Raw genomic sequence first — 18,894 nt, 5'->3', positions numbered from 1 at the left:
ATGAATCTGAGAATACAGTCAAAAAGCGGCGTGCCCATTTATGAGCAGATTGTGGTGCAGATGCGGGAACTGATTTTAAAAGGAATCTTGAAGGAAGGGGAAATGCTGCCCTCAATCCGCAGCCTGGCCAGCGATTTGAAAATCAGCGTTATCACCACCAAGCGGGCCTATGAGGAACTGGAAAAGGAGGGCATGGTGTATTCTGTGCCGGGAAAGGGCTTTTATGTGGACAATCCGGACAGGGATTTTTTGGAGGAAAAACGGGTGCGGGGTGTGGAAGAGGAATTGGCACAGGCCGTGAAAAAGTGTAAAGAGGCGGGAATTTCAAAAGAAGAGGTTAAGGAAATGGTGGAAATTTTCTGGTAAGGGGGACATATGTTACAGGCAGAAAATCTTTCCTATGGGGTGCGTACCGCAATGGGAAAACCCACAGGTTTTAGGATTACAAATGTAAATTTCAGGTTAGGCCAGGGATATCTTATGGTTCTCCTTGGAAAAAACGGTTCCGGGAAAACTACCCTGCTTCGTCTGCTTTTCGGGCTTTACCAGCCGGAGACCGGGGAGGTTCTGTGGAATGGCAGGAATTTTTCAGGGGCCGGGGAAATGGCAAAGTCAGACATCAGGAGAGACATTGCCTATGTGGGGGAAGAAGATATTTTTTTCCGGCAGAAAAGCATTGGGGAAAATGCAGAGTATTTCGGGGATTTTTATCCCGATTTTCAGTTTAAGGTTTTCAGGGAGATTTTAGAAGAGTTTGATACGGATACAAAACTTTTGGAAAAGACCTTGGAGGAATTGTCCACAGGGGAGAAAAAGCAGGTGCAGCTTGCCTTTGTCCTGGCAAGGAGGCCCAAGCTTTTGATTTTGGATGAGCCAGGGGCAAATTTGGATGCGGTGTTTCGGGTCAGCCTTATGGAACGGATTCAAAAGCAGATTGCAGAGGACAAATTAAGCGTGATAATTTCCACCCATATTTTAGAGGATGTGGAGGATATCGCCGACTATGTGGCGGTGATGGAAGGGGGAAATATGGAATTTTTCGGGGACAGGGACAGGTTTTTTGAATGGATGGGAAAGGAACAGGGCGTATGGAAGTAAAGGATTTTGCCAGGTGGGTGAAAAAGAATAATGATTCCGATTGCAGGAAAAGTATCTTTGCGGAAGCCGGATTTGCGGGCCTTGCCTTTTTGTATGCATTGTTCGGGGACGATAATGGGATTGGTTATTATGGGGGAGGGGCCCTGCTTTTGGTGTTTGCGGCTTTTTCCATCGGCAGACATCAGTGGGAGCGGTATTTTTATGTATCGGAGGGGGACATACCGGGGAAAAGGATGCCGGTGAGCCAGGTGCTGCGGTTTCATGCATTTCCGGCGGAAGCCTATTTCCGGTATGTATTTTCCCGGATGAATCGTCCCTTTTTCCGGGTGCTTCTTTTTTCGGGGATTATGGTATTTCTTGCCTGGGAAAAGGTTGGTGGAAAAGGATACGAAATGGCGGCTTTTTTTGTGGGCCTGGGAATTTTTTGCGCCATTTGTCCTTATCTTTTTGGATTTATTATGAAAAAGCATTTCCTTTTTCAGCTTAAAACCGGGAATGAGGGCATGAGCCATCTCTTTTTGAGGGGGATTGCAGCACTTTGGACGGCAGTGGAATGTATCATTCTTGTGATGTCCCTGGTGGTGGGATTGTTATTGTTTTGGATTGTAGTAAGTAGTTTTCTGGAACTTCCCATGGAGGAGACGGTGGCGGTATGCCGCAGTTATCCAAATAAGTACAGTATCTTTGCAGTTCTTATCTGCATTGCTATGTGGATTTTCGGGATGGAAAACAATGACACGAAAAAGCTTTCCCGTTTTTTTTACATGATTTCTTTTCTTTCTCTGGTAAGCGCATTTGTGCTGGGGACTGTGGAAAACTATCGGTATACGGAAATTGCAGGGGAGGAAATCCGCATCCGGAATTTTTGGCAGGAGGATGTGTACGGTATAGAAGAAATACAGGGTTTTCGGATTTATGAGGATGACGGAAGTATTCAGTTGGAACTTGATTTCCCGGACAGGGCGGTGGAGAAAAGTTTTACCGGGTGGCAGAGTTTGAACGATTTGTATGAGGAGAAATACTATAGTGAATATAATTTTATTGCCGATTATGTGGAGAAGTTCCAGAAATTGGGAATTGAGGGGGAACTTGGGGATGTGGAAGCCTTAGAGAAGGATGTGGAAGAGTTAGACACTGAAGTTAAAAGGGGACTAAGAAGGATTGTGGAGTTGATGGGGAATTACAAAACCCTTACAAAACTGTAATAGTTTTTGTAAGGGTTTTGTAATTCCCGGAAAGTATACTAAGTGAAAAGAAAAACATTTGGAAGGAGATACATGATATGAGCAGTATTGTAAAAGTAGAAAACTTGGTGAAATATTATGGAACCGAGGGAAATATTGTAAAGGCGGTGGACCATACGGATCTTGAGATAGAGAGGGGAAAATTTACGGCAATTATCGGCCGCTCCGGCTCCGGAAAGTCCACATTGCTCCATCTCTTGGGGGGCCTTGATGTGCCGGATTCGGGAAAAGTATTTATTGAAGAAAAAGATATGTATGCTTTAAGGGGAGATGCCCTGGCTGCATTCCGCCGGGAAAAAATCGGATTTATTTTCCAGGATTTTAACCTGATTCCCTCCCTTACGGTGTGGGAAAATGTGGTACTGCCCTTGGGGCTTGCGGGAAAGAAAGTAAAGGAAAATGATGTGTCGGATGTACTGAAAAATATTGGGATTGATGATAAGAAAAATGCGCTGCCAAGCACGCTTTCCGGGGGGCAGAAACAGAGATGCGCCATTGCCAGGGCGCTTGTCTCTTCCCCGGCGATTATCCTTGCAGATGAGCCTACGGGAAATCTGGATTCCCAGACAGAACGGGAAGTGATGGGCATCTTAAAAAAATGTGTCAGGGACTACGGGCAGACATTAATTATGATTACCCATGACGAGGGAATTGCCCAGATGGCGGATGTGGTAGTTATGATTGAGGACGGAAAGGTGGTAAAATAATGTCTATGGTAAGAAGAATCGCAGTACAGAATATGAAATATCACAAAAGCAAAAATATTCTTATTGGAATCGCCATATTTTTAACTACGCTGCTTTTGTTTCTTGTTCCCACCATAGGGAAAGATATGATAGAATGCCAGTATGCAGTTACCAATAAGATCTACCCTCACTGGCACGCCCTGGTTCGGGATGTCAGTGAGGAGACAATGAAAAAGCTTTCCGTGAGCCATGAAATTATGGTTTACGGATTGAGAAGCGATGTGGGAATTATGCCGGTAAAAGATGCCCAGATATCCATGATGTTTTTAGATGACCACGGAATGAGCCTTTACAACATGGAACTTTTAGAAGGGAATATGCCCCGGAAAGAAAATGAGATTGTGGTGTCCCAGGGGATTTTAAGGTGTCTGGGACAAAAAGCCGGAATTGGGGATACCATAAAGGTTCCCTATCAGGTAATGCACGGGGGGATAACGGATTACACAAAAGAAAAGGAATTTGTGGTAACAGGATTTTTGGAGGATACGGCAGAAGACCAGACAATGTTTAACGCACTGGTGTCTGAAGATTTTTTAAGGAGTGAGGTGCCGGGGGAGGAAATCGTTTACCGTTTCCTTTTTCAGGTTATTACGGAAGAGGATGAGACCACAACCCAGATAGAAGAGCGGATTTTAAAAATGACAGGGCGTCTGGGAATAGCAGAGACGGCTGTCCGGGTAAATGATAACTACCTGGGGGCAAATTATGTGGACCCGGTTATGGTGCCTGTCATTGTGGGAATTATGTGCATTATCGTTTTGGCGGGAGTAATAACCATTTACAGTATTTATTATGTGGGGCTGTCTGACAGAGTCCGGGAATTTGGAAAAATAAAGGCAATGGGTGCATCCAAAAAGCAGCTTAAGGGCATGGTATTCTGGGAGGGAATGTCTGTGGCAATGATTGCAATGCCCATTGGCCTGGTTCTTGGAACCGTCCTTACCAAAATCATATTGCTTTCCATAGCAAATGTCAGCAGAGATGACAATGCTTATGTGGGAGCATTAAGAGAGGTGATATCTTCCGGGGATGTGCAGCTTTACCATATTTCCCTGTATGTGCTGGCCGTTGCAGTCACCCTTTTTACCGTGGGATTAGCCCTGCACAAGCCTATGCGTGTTGTCTCAAAAATATCGGAGATTGAAGCTATCCGTTTCCAGGGGACAGAGGGGCAGACCGGGAAGAGGGCTAAAAAATCAAGAAAGAGCCATAAGGAAATGTCTGTTTTGGGCCTTGCCAAAATATATCTTCTTGGGAAAAAGAAAAACAGCTTTATCACAATTTTTGCAATGTCTCTTACAGGAGTTTTTGTTATTGTGGTGGCAACGGTTTTATCCTGTGCAGACCCCAAAAAGAGCGCAGACGCTTCCCTCACAGGACAGTACGAAATCTCTGCTATTACACAGTCGGGAAACAGGGAACACCCGGAATGGGAGTGGAGTTATGTGATAAAAGACAATCCTCTGACAGAAGAATTAAAACAGCAGATTTTAGAAATTGAGGGTGTGACATCCGTGGTGACTTTTACGGAAGCCCATGTAACCTCAGACACTTTTGACGGGGAAACCTGGGGCATAAAGGGAGTGCCAGAGGAGTATGCAGATTTTCTTTTGGACGGAATCGTTGAGGGAAGCGCCACCTACGAGGACTTAAAAACCGGAACAAAATGTATTGTGGATAAAAATATGCTCTACTGGTTTCCAGATATCAGCCTGGGAGATACCCTGGAACTTAAGGTGTCAGACGGGACAGAGAAAACCGTGGAGGTGGAAGTGATTGCCATATCAGATTTCCCGGCAGGATTCTCACAATTTCAGTATTTGTATATGGCGTCAGAGGGGATTTCTAAAATTTGTGACGGAGATTTGAAAGGCACGTATTCTGTTTTTGCAAAAGAAAAATATAATAAGGATACCCTTTTGGCCTTTGAGGGGCTGATGGAAGGAAACGAAAGGTGTGAGTTAAATACCTGGAAAAAAGAGTATGACCAGTGGAAAAGCGCACTTGCCGTCACAACGGCGGCAGCCTATGCCTTTCTTGGGATTTTAGGGGCTATCTGTATTATGAATGTGATAAACACCATGATTCACAGCGTCCACATCCGCAAAAAGGAAATCGGGATGATGCAGGCTATGGGAATGACAAACCATCAGCTTGTAAAAATGCTTCGCACGGAAGGCCTGTTTTATACTGCAGGCACCCTGATTATTTCCGTAGGACTTGGCAGCCTCCTGGGGTATCCTGTATTTTTAACGGCAAAGGACCAGGGGTGGTTTAATATCAGGGAGTATCATTATCCCCTTGCAGCGGTAATCATTGTTGCGTTGATTCTCCTGGCCGTTCAGATGTTTCTGGCTGGGGCGCTGGGAGGAAAAGTGAAAAAGGAATCTCTGATTGAGAGGATACGTTACAGCGAATAGCCATTAAACATCTGTCTGTGAAAAGTACCGGCGTATTCCTCTTAAGAAAGCTATCTGTTCTGCCGATATAATAACTATAGCATATAAAGGGAATTAATGGCCGGTTTTGGCCGATATAACAGGGAGGTTATGCCGATGAACAAAGTGGGAAGCTACGGAGCGTATCAGGCAAATACTTATGACAGTACGCTGAAAAATCAGAAAAGCAGACAGAGCAAAAAAACAAGTAAAAATGAGGGGCCAGACGGTGTAAAGAAGGACACGCCAAAACTTAGCGCCAATGCCAAAGCATTGCTGGCAGAGCTTAAGAGAAGATACGGAAATATGGATTTCATGGTGGCAAGTTTTAATTCCGATGAGGAAGCCCAAAGTTATCTCTCCAGGGGGACCAAAGAGTACAGTGTGTTAATCGACCCGGAAGAGCTGGAAAAAATGGCGGCGGATCCTGATTACAAAGAGAAGAATCTTTCCATTATCGAAGAGTCCACGGGAAAATTGAAAGAGATAAAAGACCAGCTTTCGGATAAAGAAGACGAGGTGGTAAATCTTGGCGTTTCTATCGGAAAAGACGGGACGGTATCTTACTTTGCAGAACTTCAGAAAATGAGCGATAAACAGAGAGAGCACATTGAGGATACCAAGGAAGCAAAGAGAGAAGAAAGGGCTAAGGCTGCAAAAGAGCAGGAGAAAAAAGATTATGGCAAGCGGATTACGGTGAAGGCAAATTCTGTGGAAGAGCTTCTTGACAAAATCCGTAATGTGGATTGGGATAAGGTGAAAGAAGAAACCGCTGGCAGCCGTTTTGATTGCAGCATTTAAAAACAAAAATACTTAAAATTCACACAAAACTACTGGCCGATATTTAGCCAGTAGTTTTCCGTTTATCTTTTAACAGGAATTTCAATCTGTACGATGTAATCCTCAATCCGGTCAATGACATTTTCGTTGATACCCATTTCATAGGAAAATCCATGGAGGGTCAGCCCGTTTTCCTTTGCATAGTCCAGGATTTCCTGATACCGCTTCGGGATGCCATCCCACTCCCCTTTGTGGAAGGCTTTTAAGTATTTACCCTTTGGCATGATATGCAGCCCGGTTTGATATGGGAGAAAGGGGATCTCGATAAAGAGTTTGGAATAATTGTCAAAGCTGCCGTTTTCCAGGTCGGCAACGGAGATCATAGAACCATAAGATGCCTCATGGAGACGGCCAAGCTGATATTTTTCGGTCTCGGCAGTGATTAGTTCCACTTCCTGTTCAAATGAGGTATTCCGGTCTATGTCCACGGTGACCAGACAGCGTTCTTCTTTTTCCACAATACTGATTCCGGATAAGTCCATGGTTAGGAGCGTGTCCATATTTTGGCGATGCGTACATAAAGTTGTCCGGACCGCTTGCAGGTGGGTAATCTGCATGTCAATACATGCAATTTTTTCTTCCAAAAGGCATTTTAAACTGGCGGCGGACCGGTTTTTCATGAAAACCTGTATTTCATGGATGGGCACATCCAGTTCCCTCAGCAGAAGGATGGTTTCAAGGACAGGGCTTTGGTGGTAATTATAACATCGATATCCGTTTTCGGGGTTGATGACAGCCGGTTTGAACAGCCCGATTTCATCATACCACATAAGGGTCTTTTTGTTAATGCCATGCATAGCTGCGAATTGGCCGATTGTGAGAAGCTTTTCTTTTTTATTCATAGTCACCTCAAAAAATTTTCAAAATAACATTGTCCGAACAGTTACTGTACGGTTAATAATATCATATATAGGAAATAAATACAAGGTGAAGGGAGGAACATAAACGACAACATTCAATCTCATGTCTGAGTAGGATTTCCTGTTTACACCTGTGAAATTTATGGGTATAATAGAATATAGTATATACTTTTAGCAGGAGGTCTTTATGGGAATTACAACCGCATATATGGTTCCCCACCCGCCTATCATCGTACCGGGGGTGGGAAAAGGGGAAGAAAAAAAGATACAAAGTACAATAGATGCCTATCTCGAATTGGGGAGAAGGATTGGGGAAGAGAAGCCTGATACAATCGTGGTGATATCTCCCCACCAGACGATGTATGCTGATTATTTTCACATCTCACCGAAAGAGGGGGCCAAGGGAGATTTTTCCCGGTTTGGCGCACCTCAGGAGAAGATGGAAGTCTCCTATGACACGGAGTTCGTGAAAACATTGTCCGGTGTGGCAGAAGAGAAAAATCTCCCTGCTGGGACGTTAGGGGAAAAGGAGAGGGATTTAGACCACGGAACCATGGTGCCGCTTTATTTTGTAAATCAATACTATACGGATTATCGTCTGGTGCGCATTGGACCTTCCGGCCTTTCTTTTATGCATCACTATGAACTGGGGCAGTGCATACAAAAGACGGCGGAGGCTCTGAGCAGAAATACAGTGGTTCTTGCCAGCGGGGATTTATCCCACTGTCTGAAAGAGGACGGGCCTTACGGTTTTAAAAAAGAAGGGCCGGAGTATGATAAAGCCATTATGGATATTATGGGAGAGGGCCGTTTTTTGGAACTCTTTGATTTTAAGGAAAAATTTTGCGCCAGAGCCGGGGAGTGCGGCCACCGCTCCTTTGTGGTTTTGGCAGGGGCCCTGGATAGAAAGGCCGTGAAATCCTTAAAATTTTCCTATGAGGGGCCTTTTGGCGTGGGGTACGGAATCTGTTCCTATGAAGTTTTAAGGAAGGATGCATCCCGGAGTTTTAAAGATACATATGTGAAAAAACTCCGGGTGAAATTAGCTTCCCTCATGGATGGGGATGCATATGTGCGCTTGGCGAGAAGTACCATAGAAGAGTTTATTTTCTCTGGGAAAAAGCCGGCAGCCCCCATGGGGCTTCCAGGGGAAATGTATTTTAGGAGGGCAGGGGTATTTGTGTCCATAAAAAAGCAGGGCAGGCTTCGGGGATGTATTGGAACGATTCACAGCGCCTACGACTGTGTGGCCCAGGAGATTATGGAAAATGCCATAAGCGCTGCGGTAAACGATCCCAGATTTGAACCCATATTGCCGGAGGAGTTAGAAGACCTTACCGTCAGCGTGGATGTGCTGGGGGAGACAGAGCCTGTGAATTCCCTCAGGGAACTGGATGTGAGACGGTATGGGGTCATTGTGACAAAGGGAGAAAAAAGAGGTCTGCTTTTGCCAAGCCTGGCAGGGGTGGATACGGTGGAAGAGCAGATTGCCATTGCAAAACAAAAGGCAGGAATCCCTGAAGAGGAGGATGTTTCCATAGAGAGATTTGAGGTAGAGCGTCATATTCAGTGATGAGAAAGAAGGCAAAAATGAGAAAAAAAATTAAAGTGAAAGTGGAAAACCCCCAGTATTCCGTGATTACCGGGATTACCTTTGCCCAGGTGGACAACTGGTTTGGGCACACCAGGAAAGATTTAAAAATGGATATCATTTATCCCGAGGATAACACAAAAGCGTATCCCTGCATTGTGTGGGTATGCGGAGGGGCCTGGCGCACCATGGACAGGTCCGCCCATCTGGCTTACTTATCCATCCTTGCCATGGAGGGATTTGTGGTGGCCAGCGTAGAGTACCGCACCACCAACGAAGTCTGCTATCCCCTGCCCCTTTTAGATGTAAAAGGGGGAATCCGTTATTTAAAAGCCCATGCAGAGCGTTATAACATTGACAAAAACCGCATGGGCATTATGGGGGAGTCCGCCGGGGGTTACCTTGCGGCAATGGCGGCCCTTGTGCATGATCCGTCTTATGACGCAGGAGCTTTTTTGGATGAGACAAGCTCCCTTAAGGCGGCTGTTACCTGGTATCCTCCTGCGGATGTGACAAAAATAAAATATCCCACGGAGGAAATGGCGGCGGTTTCCATGGAATCCCTTCTCCTGGGAAAGAATACCATGACAAACAGGGAGGAGGCGGAGAAAATCTGCCCTGTCTATTATGTGACAAAAGATGCTCCCCCCTTTTTGATTATCCACGGGGATAACGACCATACGGTGCCTTTCTCCCAGGGGGAATCCCTGTACAAAAAACTGGAAGACGCAGGGTGTGACGTGACGCTTCTTGAGATAGAGGACGCAGACCATGCGGATATCCGTTTTTTCCAGAAAGAAGTCTGGCAGAGCATTACTCTCTTTTTTAAAGAAAAGCTGGTGGGATAATGCCGGAGGATTATTTCAAAGGCGCCCTTACCAATTTTTCCCAGGATGCGGCAAACGGCGGCGCCATCCGCCATCTTTGGAACAGGGGGTATTCCATAAGAGAGATTATGGGACAGCTGGACTTTCCGGCAAACTATGAGCGGGTGCAGAATGTAGTGTGGGAACATTTGTTAAATACCGGGGTGATTTGCCTCACAAAGCCGGAGCATACGATGGGCCAGAAGGTGACCTATGTGAAGGAATATGACAAATACGGCAGAACAAGTTTCCGGAGGGTGGTTAAGGCAGGCACCGGGGAAGATATTATCTATATCCCCTGTAATTTTGGCCTGGTTGTACACAGGGACAGGGAATTGTACGAAAGGATGCTTGGCTGCCTTACGGACAGGCAGAGGGAATATGTCACCGACATTCCCTGGAAGAGAATGAAAGTTTATCATAAAAGGGATAAAAAACTGGAAGGAATCCTTAATATACTTAAGGACAAGGAGTTTTTTGCAGACTTTTTTCCGGGGGAGGAGACATGAATTTGGGACAGAAAATAAAAAAAAGTGAAAATTTTAACAAAGTACAGGTTAAGACTTGTAATTTGGGAAAAAATTGGTTAAAATATAGACAGGTTGGGCAAGCTTGCTCAAATATTAACTTACTTAAAATTTTTTTAGGAGGAATTAAGAATGGCAGTAAGAGTAGCAATCAATGGTTTTGGCCGTATCGGCCGTCTTGCATTCAGACAGATGTTCGGTGCAGAAGGATATGAAGTAGTAGCAATCAATGATTTGACAAGCCCCAAAATGTTGGCACACTTGTTAAAATATGATTCTTCTCAGGGTAAATATGCTTTGGCTGACAAAGTATCCGCAGGAGAGGATTCTATTACAGTTGACGGAAAAGAAATCAAAATCTACGCTTTCCCGGATGCAAACAACTGCCCATGGGGTGATTTAAAAGTTGACGTTGTATTAGAGTGTTCTGGATTCTACACAAGCAAAGAGAAAGCTCAGGCTCATATCAATGCAGGTGCCAGAAAAGTTGTTATCTCTGCTCCAGCAGGAAACGACCTTCCTACCATCGTATACAATGTAAACCACACTACATTAAAACCGGAAGATACTATTATCTCCGCAGCTTCCTGTACCACAAACTGCTTAGCTCCCATGGCAAAAGCATTAAATGACTTGGCAGGAATCAAATCCGGTATCATGAGCACAATTCACTCTTACACAGGTGACCAGATGACTCTTGACGGACCTCAGAGAAAAGGCGATCTGAGAAGATCCCGTGCAGCAGCAGTAAATATCGTTCCAAACAGCACAGGCGCTGCAAAAGCAATCGGACTTGTTATTCCGGAATTAAACGGAAAATTAATCGGTTCCGCTCAGCGTGTTCCCTGCCCGACAGGTTCTACAACTATCTTAGTTGCAACTGTTGAGAAATCTGTTACAAAAGAGCAGATTAACGACTTTATGAAGAAAGCAGCTACCGAGTCCTTCGCATACAATGATGAGGAAATCGTATCTTCTGATATCATCGGAAGCACAGCAGGCTCCATCTTTGATGCAACACAGACTATGGTAGGGGAGGACAACTTAGTACAGGTTGTTTCCTGGTATGACAATGAGAACAGCTATACTTCTCAGATGGTTCGTACAATCAAATACTTCTCTGAGTTATCATAGGTATGGAACAGCCGTTTTGCTGGCATAGCCAGCAGAACTACATTATAAAAATCTGACTCAAAAGGGTCCGGTCTTTTTGGACCGGACCTTTTTAAAAATTTAAAGGAGGATATACCCATGTCTTTGAACAAAAAATCCGTAGATGACATTAATGTTGCAGGAAAGAGAGTTCTCTGCAGATGCGATTTTAACGTACCTTTAAAAGAGGGAAAAATCACAGATGAAAACCGTCTGGTTGCAGCTCTTCCCACCATTAAAAAATTAATTGCAGACGGAGGAAAAGTGATTCTTTGCTCCCATCTTGGAAAACCCAAGGGAGAACCAAAGCCGGAATTGTCTTTAGCGCCTGTAGCGAAAAGACTTACAGAGCTTTTGGGACAGGAAGTAAAATTTGCAGCAGACCCGGAAGTCGTAGGACCCAATGCGAAAGCAGCAGTGGAAGCTATGAAAGACGGAGAAGTTATCCTGCTTGAAAACACCCGTTACAGGGCAGAGGAGACGAAAAACGGAGAGGCATTCTCCCAAGATCTGGCATCTCTCTGCGATGTATTTGTAAATGACGCTTTCGGTACAGCCCACAGGGCACACTGCTCCAACGTAGGTGTTGCAGGGCTTGTGGACACAGCCGTTGTGGGATACTTAATGCAGAAAGAGATTGATTTCTTAGGCAATGCAGTGGAAAATCCTGTAAGGCCTTTCGTAGCCATCTTAGGCGGTGCAAAAGTTGCAGACAAATTAAACGTAATTTCCAACCTGCTGGAGAAATGCGATACCTTAATTATCGGCGGTGGTATGGCATATACATTCTTAAAAGCACAGGGCTATGAGATTGGAAAATCTCTTTTGGATGATACCAAAATTGACTACTGCAAAGAGATGATTGCAAAAGCAGAAAAGCTTGGCAAGAAATTACTTCTTCCTGTAGATTCCGTGACCGTTGCAGGATTCCCCAACCCCATTGATGCTCCGGTTGAAATTCAGACCTGTGATGTAGCTGACATGCCTGCAGACAGAGAGGGATGCGATATCGGGCCTAAGACGGCAGAGATGTACGCAGAGGCAGTAAAATCTGCAAAGACAGTTGTGTGGAACGGGCCTATGGGCGTATTTGAGAACCCAACCCTGGCAAAAGGAACCATCGCAGTTGCAAAAGCCCTGGCAGAGACAGATGCCACCACAATCATCGGCGGCGGCGATTCCGCAGCAGCAGTAAACCAGTTGGGATTCGGAGATAAGATGAGCCATATTTCCACAGGGGGCGGAGCTTCCTTAGAGTTCTTAGAGGGAAAAGAACTGCCGGGCGTGGCTGCAGCAAATGACAAATAGGCCGAAAGCAACTTAGTGAAGTCAAGCCGTAAGGCGCAGGCTGAGCTTAGTGCGAGGCCGTTCTGTGAGGTTAGTGAAGCCAAACCAAAGGCGCAGGCTGAACTTAGCGAACAGAACATCCTTGTGAGAGCAGTGAAATAATGAAGAGGATAAGGAGAAATAGAAAATGGCAAGAAAGAAAATTATTGCTGGAAACTGGAAAATGAATAAAACTCCCAGCGAGGCAGTTGCCCTTGTAAAAGAGCTGACACCTTTGGTAAAAAATGATGAAGTGGACGTAGTTTTCTGCGTTCCGGCCATTGATATCATTCCCGCCATGGAGGCAGCTAAGGGCACCAACATCCAGATTGGCGCCGAGAATATGTATTTTGAGGAGAGCGGAGCATATACAGGAGAGATTTCTCCTGCAATGCTTACCGATGCAGGGGTAAAATATGTTGTTATCGGCCACTCTGAGAGAAGAGAGTATTTTGCAGAGACAGACGAGACGGTAAATAAAAAGGTTTTAAAGGCTTTTGAGCATGGCATTACACCTATTATCTGCTGCGGCGAGTCTTTAACCCAGAGAAAACAGGGCATTTACATTGACTGGATCCGTATGCAGATTAAGATTGCATTCCAGAACGTAACGGCAGACCAGGCGAAAACTGCAGTGATTGCATATGAGCCAATCTGGGCAATTGGAACAGGGGAGACAGCAACCTCAGACCAGGCGGAAGAGGTTTGTGCAGCAATCCGTAACTGTATCAAAGAAGTATATGACGATGCAACGGCAGAGTCTATCCGTATCCAGTACGGCGGATCTGTAAATGCAGGAAATGCGGCAGAGCTTTTCGCAAAACCGGATATTGACGGCGGTTTGGTGGGAGGAGCTTCCCTGAAACCGGATTTTGGAAAGATTGTCTGCTACAAATAATAGATAGGATTTCGTACAGTTTTGTTTCGTAATACTTAAAGATGATAAGGCAGGGCAGGAAAACCAGACCTTTGGATTGGTTTTTCTGTCCTGTTTTGCTATTTTTCCAGGAGTTGTATTTCTGTGGAATATTGACTATAATAGGGAAGCATAAAAATCAGATGATTTCATCAAACGTGACTTCACAGACGAAAAACCATTAGATGTATAATAAAGGCAGTGGAAGAAGATGAAGATAAGCTATAAACATTCCCACAAATTCAAAAGTTTTAATTTTCCCACAATGCTGACTACTGCTGAATCCCTCTCATTTATTTAAAATTATCTTGACAAGCTTCTTAATTATGGCTATACTCAAACATACCGAATAAATGTATGATGAGGTGATATATTTATGGCACGAAACAAATACCCGGAAGTAACCGTTGAAAAAATATTAGAAGTATCGCAGCGGCTATTTCTTACTAATGGATATGACAATACTACGATTCAAGATATTGTAGAAGAACTTGGAGGTCTTACAAGAGGGGCTATTTATCATCACTTTAAATCAAAAGAGGAAATTATGGACGCTTTGGTTAATAAGATGTTCTTAGAAAAAAATCCATTGGATATTGTGAAAAAGCAAAAGAACTTAAATGGACTGCAAAAAATGAAAATGGCAATGGTATTAAACCAATCGGATAAAGAAGCTGTCGACCTTTCATTACAAGCAATACCTATACTGAAGAATCCCCGTATACTTGCAGGAATTTTTGAATCTAATAAGCAGCTGCTTAGCCCCTTGTGGTTTGAACTTCTTACCGAGGGAAATAAAGATGGTTCTATTCATACTGAATATGCCAAAGAATTATCAGAGCTAATCCCTTTATTTGATTTATGGCTGACACCATCAATCTATCCGGCGACAGCAGAAGAATTACATCACAAATTTGTATTTATCAAAGAATTATTAGATAAAATGGGGCTTCCTTTGATTGACGATGAAATCATGGAAGATGTTAAAAAAACCCTTTCCAATATGGGCGAAATCAAAACAGAGTAAAAAATATTATGGTGTTTTTTATCATCTGAAAGTCTATTCCCATTATTTCAAGATTCAATAGATATAACGCTGATAGGAATTGCATATTTTCCTTGCTTTGTTATTGTATCAATTTTATGCCAGATTATAGGCATGACACTTTTTATACATCCTGTCATTATAGCCATTATTGCTGTAATACTTATGATTGCAATAGCGGTATGGATAAATTTACATAATCAAGTTGAAAAGATGGAGGTATAGAATAACATATGGATTTAATTTTTCTTCATGGATTGGGGCAAAATCCTTCAAGCTGGAATGAAACATTATCTGTTTTGCCACAATGTATTAAAGCATACTGCCCAGACTTGCTTCATTTATGTGAAGATAAGGATTATGAAAAAATGTATCTTGCCTTTGAAAATTACGTTGATGATTTTTCAAATTCCATAAATCTTTGCGGAATTTCGTTAGGTGCAGTTCTGGCATTAAATTATACGCTGAATCATGCTGATAAAGTTTCATCTTTAGTGTTGATTGCGCCACAGTACAAAATGCCGAAGCTGCTGTTAAGAGTTCAAAATATAGTATTCCGCATTATGCCGAACACTCTTTTTTCTAAAGATGGAATAGCAAAACAAGACATAATCCGATTGACAAATTCAATGAGGTTTTTGGATTTTGAGGAAGACTTAAAAAATATTGTGTGTCCAACTTTAATAATATGCGGTCAAAAGGATACAGCAAATATTAAGGCGGCAAAGAAAATGGCAAATCTTATTTCTAATGCCAAATTATATTTAATTGATAAAGCAGGACATGAAATAAATGTATTTGCTTCTAATAAATTAGCAAATGCAATGAGTTTATTTTACGCTTAAAATGGTTGATTATCTCAAAAATGTCTTGATTTTCGGGCATATAAGCAGGATTTCAAGCTGAATTTACTACCAATTTACTACTTTTTAGGGAAAGAGCCTTGATATGCCGCCCGGTGTCTTATTTCCGCAGACAGGGCAGCGTACCCATTTTGCTCTGTTGTTCATTTCCATAATAAGATAGACACTTCTCCCATAATAGGGCGATACTTAACTTTTGTTTTCTTTGATTTGTTTTGCTTTTTTTGTAATGGCGGATAAGCCAAAATTTCAAGGAAGTATTATAGCATTTGAAGGACTTTGGCAAAGGTTGTCACTTTTATCTATGTATCTTCCGCTTATCGCTCTTTGTATAACTAAAAATCACCATTCTGTTTGAGTAAAATGCAACCGTAAACCATGCAACACCCCATGTGGGAGAAAGGGGGAATTATGCCGAGGTAATCAGCTATAACAGAATAAATCTTGAGAGGGAGCTTCAGAACGAGAGCAGGCACAGAACCCAAACACAGATTATTCAAATTAAAAAGCGCAATGATGTGGAGTTATAGAAAATTCACGAAAAATTCAGTTTTCATAAAGGATTGTTGGATGTATAATAAAGGCAGTGGAAGAAGATGATATTTTTGAGTACAACAGAACAGACACATCAACAGGACTTAGAACGTTTGAAATCACTCCGATATATGGACGATGATTTTATGATGGTCTGCCTTGCAGATAATTTTGAGGGTGTGGAATTGATACGCGGATTGTTTTAGGACGGGAGGATATAAAAATCAAATCGGTCAGGACACAAGAGCAGTTTATTGAGAATGAACTTGAAAAGAATAGATGAGGTGAAGATATTGAACGGCAGAGTGTATGAGTATGAGTCCCTGCTTTATGAAGCGGGGGAGACAGGGGGCGCTTACGTCATTTTTCCCTATGATATCAGGAAAGAGTTTGGGAGGGGAAGAGTGAAGGTACATGCCACCTTTGACGGGGAACCCTATGATGGCAGTGTCGTGAATATGGGGGTAAAGAACGCTGACGGGAGTGTGTGCTATATTATCGGCGTGCGTAAGGATATCCGTTCCCGGATAGGGAAGCAGCCGGGGGACAGGGTACTGGTGACGATCAAGGAACGGGAATGAGGCAGGAGGGATAAAGATGTGGACGTGTCCGAAGTGCGGGCGTACTTTTAAAAGGCAGGAGCAGAGCCATTACTGCGGGAAAGCGCCGGAAACGGTGGATGAATATATTGCGGCACAGCCGGAAGAGGTGCGGGAATATCTAGGAGAAATAAGGAAAGTGCTCTGCGCAGCGCTGCCGGAAGCGGAGGAGAGGATTTCATGGAGTATGCCGACTTATTGGAAGAATCATAATATCATCCAGTTTGCCGGCTTTAAAAATCATGTGGGCCTGTATCCGGGGCCGGAGGCTGTCCGGGAATTTTCCGAACGTCTGAAAGGATACAAGACCAGCAAGGGAGCTATACAGCTTCCTTACAGCAGGACGGTTCCAGTGGAATTGATCTCCGACATTGCCAGGTGGTGTTATGAGACGGGGAACCATCCGTAAGATTGGAAAGTATTCAGGCAGTTGGAGCAGCTTCGCCCAATGGATAGTTCGTGTTTCCTCCTACTCTTATTATACAATAAAACGAGTGATATTTATAGACTTGTTAGGAAGGATTTTTTTTAATATAATGAGGCCTGTGATTGAGAGGAGGTTTTTTAGATGAATGAGAAGATAATATTTAGCCGCGGTACTTTTTTTCATGGGACTAAGGCGGATTTAAAGACGGGTGATTTTTTGACGAAAGGTTTTTTGTCCAATTATGCCGACAGGACGGCAAAGTATGTTTATTTTGCGGGGACGCTGGATGCGGCTGTCTGGGGTGCGGAATTAGCGGCCGGGGACGGCAGGCAGAGGATTTATGTTGTGGAGCCGGAGGGTGAGTTTGAAGATGACCCGAACGTGACGGATAAAAAATTTCCCGGTAATCCCACAAAGTCTTACCGTACACAGGAGCCTTTGCGGATTGTAGGCGAGGTGGTCGGCTGGACCGGGCATTCGCCGGAGGTGCTGCAGAACATGAGGGATAATCTGGAACGTCTGGATCGTATGGGGATTGGGGCAATCGAATAGTAATGGAAAAGGGAGAGTGTATTTTAGCAGATGAGAATAGATTTTGAAGATAAAAGGGTTTAAAGTGTAAGTATTATATGTAAGGCGAAGGATGAAAAAATGATAGAATTAAAAGGAAAATATAACGAAGCAAAAATTTTTACAGATACCGTGGACGAGGCATCCATCTCCCAGGTGATGCTTTTATTGAATCAGGAATTTGTGAAAGAAAGCAGAATTCGTCTGATGCCGGATATTCATGCGGGGATGGGGTGTACCATTGGAACAACCATGACCATAGGGGATAAAATTGTCCCAAACCTGGTGGGAGTGGACATTGGATGCGGAATGGAGACCATACGAATCAAAGAAAGCCACATAGAACTGCAGAAGCTGGATAAGCTGATTTATGAAAAAATTCCTTCAGGATTTAACGTACGGGAGAAGACCCATAAATATTTTGAGAAAATTAATTTAAAAGAGTTATATTGTTACAAATATATCAATCCCGTCAGGGCGGAAAAAAGCCTGGGAACCTTAGGGGGAGGAAACCATTTTATTGAGGCCGACAAGGATGATGAGGGGAATATTTATCTTGTGGTACATTCCGGGAGCCGTCATCTGGGGCTGGAAGTGGCAAATGTTTACCAGGAAGCGGGATACAGGGAGTTAAACGGGACGGATAAAAACATAAAAAGAACCAATATTCCCAGGCAGCTTGCCTATGTGTCCTTTGAACTTTTTGACCAGTATATCCACGATATGAAAATTGTCCAGAAATATGCAGCATTAAACAGGCAGGCTATGGTGGATGAGATTATAAAAGGGATGAAACTGCATGTCTTAGAGCAGTTTACCACCATTCACAATTATATTGACACGGAGGCCATGATTTTAAGGAAAGGGGCGGTTTCTGCCAAAAAAGGGGAGCGGATTTTGATTCCTATTAACATGAGGGACGGATCCCTGATTTGCATTGGAAAGGGAAATGAGGATTGGAATCAGTCGGCGCCCCACGGGGCAGGGCGGTTGATGAGCCGCTCTGAGGCAAAGGAATCTTTTACAGTGTCGGAATTTAAGAAACAGATGGCAGGTATTTATACTACGTCGGTGAATAAAGATACATTAGATGAATGCCCTATGGCCTATAAGGGCATGGAGGATATTGTGGAAAATATCAGGGATACGGCGGATGTGGAGAGGGTAATAAAGCCTATATATAGTGTCTGCTGATTAACAAAAATACAGCCTAAAACTATTGATTTTACTGCATTCTTCCGGCATGTATGGT

General features: G+C 43.6%; 20 protein-coding genes. 19 read left to right on the top strand and 1 reads right to left on the bottom strand.

Going from position 1 to position 18,894, the window contains the following annotated elements; translation table 11 throughout:
• The 6 genes from D7Y06_RS17285 (at position 1) to D7Y06_RS17260 (ending at position 6,327) form a co-directional block, all read left to right on the top strand.
• Positions 1–366, top strand: coding sequence for a GntR family transcriptional regulator (locus D7Y06_RS17285; RefSeq protein WP_120408989.1), 366 nt, complete (start codon positions 1–3; stop codon positions 364–366).
• 9 nt (positions 367–375) lie between these two features.
• Positions 376–1,098 (top strand): ATP-binding cassette domain-containing protein, encoded by a 723-nt coding sequence (locus tag D7Y06_RS17280; RefSeq protein WP_120408988.1) that lies wholly within the window; start codon positions 376–378, stop codon positions 1,096–1,098.
• Positions 1,065–2,303, top strand: a complete 1,239-nt coding sequence (locus tag D7Y06_RS17275; RefSeq protein ID WP_158591406.1) for a hypothetical protein — start codon at positions 1,065–1,067, stop codon at positions 2,301–2,303. Before D7Y06_RS17280 ends, D7Y06_RS17275 begins: the two co-directional genes overlap by 34 nt.
• Positions 2,304–2,380: 77 nt before the next feature.
• Entirely contained in the window at positions 2,381–3,049 is a 669-nt protein-coding gene (locus D7Y06_RS17270; protein ID WP_120408986.1) for an ABC transporter ATP-binding protein, read from the top strand.
• A complete protein-coding gene (locus tag D7Y06_RS17265; protein ID WP_120408985.1) occupies positions 3,049–5,508 on the top strand; it encodes an ABC transporter permease in 2,460 nt (819 codons plus the stop codon). The genes D7Y06_RS17270 and D7Y06_RS17265 overlap by 1 nt, the downstream gene beginning before the upstream one ends.
• A 129-nt stretch (positions 5,509–5,637) precedes the next feature.
• Positions 5,638–6,327 carry a DUF6033 family protein gene (locus D7Y06_RS17260; protein ID WP_158591405.1) on the top strand — a complete coding sequence of 230 codons (690 nt, stop codon included), beginning with the start codon at positions 5,638–5,640 and terminating at the stop codon, positions 6,325–6,327.
• Between the two features lie 62 nt (positions 6,328–6,389).
• On the opposite strand, the gene D7Y06_RS17255 is transcribed toward D7Y06_RS17260, so the two are convergent.
• Positions 6,390–7,208, bottom strand: a complete 819-nt coding sequence (locus tag D7Y06_RS17255) for a MerR family transcriptional regulator (RefSeq protein WP_120408983.1) — start codon at positions 7,206–7,208, stop codon at positions 6,390–6,392.
• 205 nt (positions 7,209–7,413) lie between these two features.
• Between D7Y06_RS17255 and amrA the strand changes: the two genes are divergently transcribed.
• The 13 genes from amrA to D7Y06_RS17195 all read left to right on the top strand — a co-directional run bounded on the left by amrA (position 7,414) and on the right by D7Y06_RS17195 (position 18,836).
• A complete protein-coding gene (amrA, locus tag D7Y06_RS17250; protein WP_120408982.1) occupies positions 7,414–8,799 on the top strand; it encodes an AmmeMemoRadiSam system protein A in 1,386 nt (461 codons plus the stop codon).
• Positions 8,800–8,816: 17 nt separating this feature from the next.
• On the top strand, positions 8,817–9,665 hold the full coding sequence (locus D7Y06_RS17245; RefSeq protein ID WP_120409004.1) for an alpha/beta hydrolase: 849 nt from the start codon (positions 8,817–8,819) through the stop codon (positions 9,663–9,665).
• A complete protein-coding gene (locus D7Y06_RS17240; protein WP_120408981.1) occupies positions 9,665–10,192 on the top strand; it encodes a hypothetical protein in 528 nt (175 codons plus the stop codon). The genes D7Y06_RS17245 and D7Y06_RS17240 overlap by 1 nt, the downstream gene beginning before the upstream one ends.
• A gap of 150 nt (positions 10,193–10,342) precedes the next feature.
• Positions 10,343–11,344, top strand: coding sequence for a type I glyceraldehyde-3-phosphate dehydrogenase (gene gap / locus D7Y06_RS17235; RefSeq protein WP_120408980.1), 1,002 nt, complete (start codon positions 10,343–10,345; stop codon positions 11,342–11,344).
• A gap of 117 nt (positions 11,345–11,461) precedes the next feature.
• The gene (locus D7Y06_RS17230; RefSeq protein WP_120408979.1) at positions 11,462–12,670 is read left to right on the top strand and encodes a phosphoglycerate kinase; all 1,209 of its coding nucleotides are present in this window, start codon (positions 11,462–11,464) and stop codon (positions 12,668–12,670) included.
• Between the two features lie 166 nt (positions 12,671–12,836).
• Positions 12,837–13,586: a triose-phosphate isomerase gene (tpiA, locus tag D7Y06_RS17225; RefSeq protein WP_120408978.1), complete on the top strand. Its 750-nt coding sequence runs from the start codon at positions 12,837–12,839 to the stop codon at positions 13,584–13,586.
• Positions 13,587–13,980: 394 nt separating this feature from the next.
• Entirely contained in the window at positions 13,981–14,631 is a 651-nt protein-coding gene (locus D7Y06_RS17220; protein ID WP_120408977.1) for a TetR/AcrR family transcriptional regulator, read from the top strand.
• A gap of 251 nt (positions 14,632–14,882) precedes the next feature.
• Positions 14,883–15,494 (top strand): alpha/beta fold hydrolase, encoded by a 612-nt coding sequence (locus D7Y06_RS17215; RefSeq protein ID WP_120408976.1) that lies wholly within the window; start codon positions 14,883–14,885, stop codon positions 15,492–15,494.
• Between the two features lie 623 nt (positions 15,495–16,117).
• On the top strand, positions 16,118–16,252 hold the full coding sequence (locus tag D7Y06_RS27675; RefSeq protein ID WP_256387234.1) for a hypothetical protein: 135 nt from the start codon (positions 16,118–16,120) through the stop codon (positions 16,250–16,252).
• 87 nt (positions 16,253–16,339) lie between these two features.
• Positions 16,340–16,627 (top strand): DUF1905 domain-containing protein, encoded by a 288-nt coding sequence (locus tag D7Y06_RS17210; RefSeq protein WP_120409003.1) that lies wholly within the window; start codon positions 16,340–16,342, stop codon positions 16,625–16,627.
• Between the two features lie 16 nt (positions 16,628–16,643).
• Positions 16,644–17,054, top strand: a complete 411-nt coding sequence (locus tag D7Y06_RS17205) for an iron chaperone (protein WP_120408975.1) — start codon at positions 16,644–16,646, stop codon at positions 17,052–17,054.
• 159 nt (positions 17,055–17,213) lie between these two features.
• On the top strand, positions 17,214–17,624 hold the full coding sequence (gene arr / locus D7Y06_RS17200) for an NAD(+)--rifampin ADP-ribosyltransferase (protein ID WP_120408974.1): 411 nt from the start codon (positions 17,214–17,216) through the stop codon (positions 17,622–17,624).
• A 99-nt stretch (positions 17,625–17,723) separates the two neighbouring features.
• On the top strand, positions 17,724–18,836 hold the full coding sequence (locus D7Y06_RS17195; protein ID WP_120408973.1) for an RtcB family protein: 1,113 nt from the start codon (positions 17,724–17,726) through the stop codon (positions 18,834–18,836).
• Positions 18,837–18,894 lie beyond the last annotated feature (58 nt).

Origin of the sequence: Roseburia sp. 1XD42-69, assembly GCF_003612565.1 — a bacterium.
Taxonomy (GTDB): Bacteria; Bacillota; Clostridia; order Lachnospirales; family Lachnospiraceae; genus Roseburia_B.
Note: the sequence above shows the minus strand (reverse complement) of the source record. Positions and strands in the feature narration are given on the sequence as shown.

Bases quoted from the DNA above. Each gene is read 5' to 3' on its own strand.
- D7Y06_RS17285 (WP_120408989.1), top strand. From the start codon at position 1: ATGAATCTGAGAATACAGTCAAAAAGCGGCGTGCCCATTTATGAGCAG.
- D7Y06_RS17280 (WP_120408988.1), top strand. From the start codon at position 376: ATGTTACAGGCAGAAAATCTTTCCTATGGGGTGCGTACCGCAATGGGA.
- D7Y06_RS17275 (WP_158591406.1), top strand. From the start codon at position 1,065: ATGGATGGGAAAGGAACAGGGCGTATGGAAGTAAAGGATTTTGCCAGG.
- D7Y06_RS17270 (WP_120408986.1), top strand. From the start codon at position 2,381: ATGAGCAGTATTGTAAAAGTAGAAAACTTGGTGAAATATTATGGAACC.
- D7Y06_RS17265 (WP_120408985.1), top strand. From the start codon at position 3,049: ATGTCTATGGTAAGAAGAATCGCAGTACAGAATATGAAATATCACAAA.
- D7Y06_RS17260 (WP_158591405.1), top strand. From the start codon at position 5,638: ATGCCGATGAACAAAGTGGGAAGCTACGGAGCGTATCAGGCAAATACT.
- D7Y06_RS17255 (WP_120408983.1), bottom strand. From the start codon at position 7,208: ATGAATAAAAAAGAAAAGCTTCTCACAATCGGCCAATTCGCAGCTATG.
- amrA (WP_120408982.1), top strand. From the start codon at position 7,414: ATGGGAATTACAACCGCATATATGGTTCCCCACCCGCCTATCATCGTA.
- D7Y06_RS17245 (WP_120409004.1), top strand. From the start codon at position 8,817: ATGAGAAAAAAAATTAAAGTGAAAGTGGAAAACCCCCAGTATTCCGTG.
- D7Y06_RS17240 (WP_120408981.1), top strand. From the start codon at position 9,665: ATGCCGGAGGATTATTTCAAAGGCGCCCTTACCAATTTTTCCCAGGAT.
- gap (WP_120408980.1), top strand. From the start codon at position 10,343: ATGGCAGTAAGAGTAGCAATCAATGGTTTTGGCCGTATCGGCCGTCTT.
- D7Y06_RS17230 (WP_120408979.1), top strand. From the start codon at position 11,462: ATGTCTTTGAACAAAAAATCCGTAGATGACATTAATGTTGCAGGAAAG.
- tpiA (WP_120408978.1), top strand. From the start codon at position 12,837: ATGGCAAGAAAGAAAATTATTGCTGGAAACTGGAAAATGAATAAAACT.
- D7Y06_RS17220 (WP_120408977.1), top strand. From the start codon at position 13,981: ATGGCACGAAACAAATACCCGGAAGTAACCGTTGAAAAAATATTAGAA.
- D7Y06_RS17215 (WP_120408976.1), top strand. From the start codon at position 14,883: ATGGATTTAATTTTTCTTCATGGATTGGGGCAAAATCCTTCAAGCTGG.
- D7Y06_RS17205 (WP_120408975.1), top strand. From the start codon at position 16,644: ATGTGGACGTGTCCGAAGTGCGGGCGTACTTTTAAAAGGCAGGAGCAG.
- arr (WP_120408974.1), top strand. From the start codon at position 17,214: ATGAATGAGAAGATAATATTTAGCCGCGGTACTTTTTTTCATGGGACT.
- D7Y06_RS17195 (WP_120408973.1), top strand. From the start codon at position 17,724: ATGATAGAATTAAAAGGAAAATATAACGAAGCAAAAATTTTTACAGAT.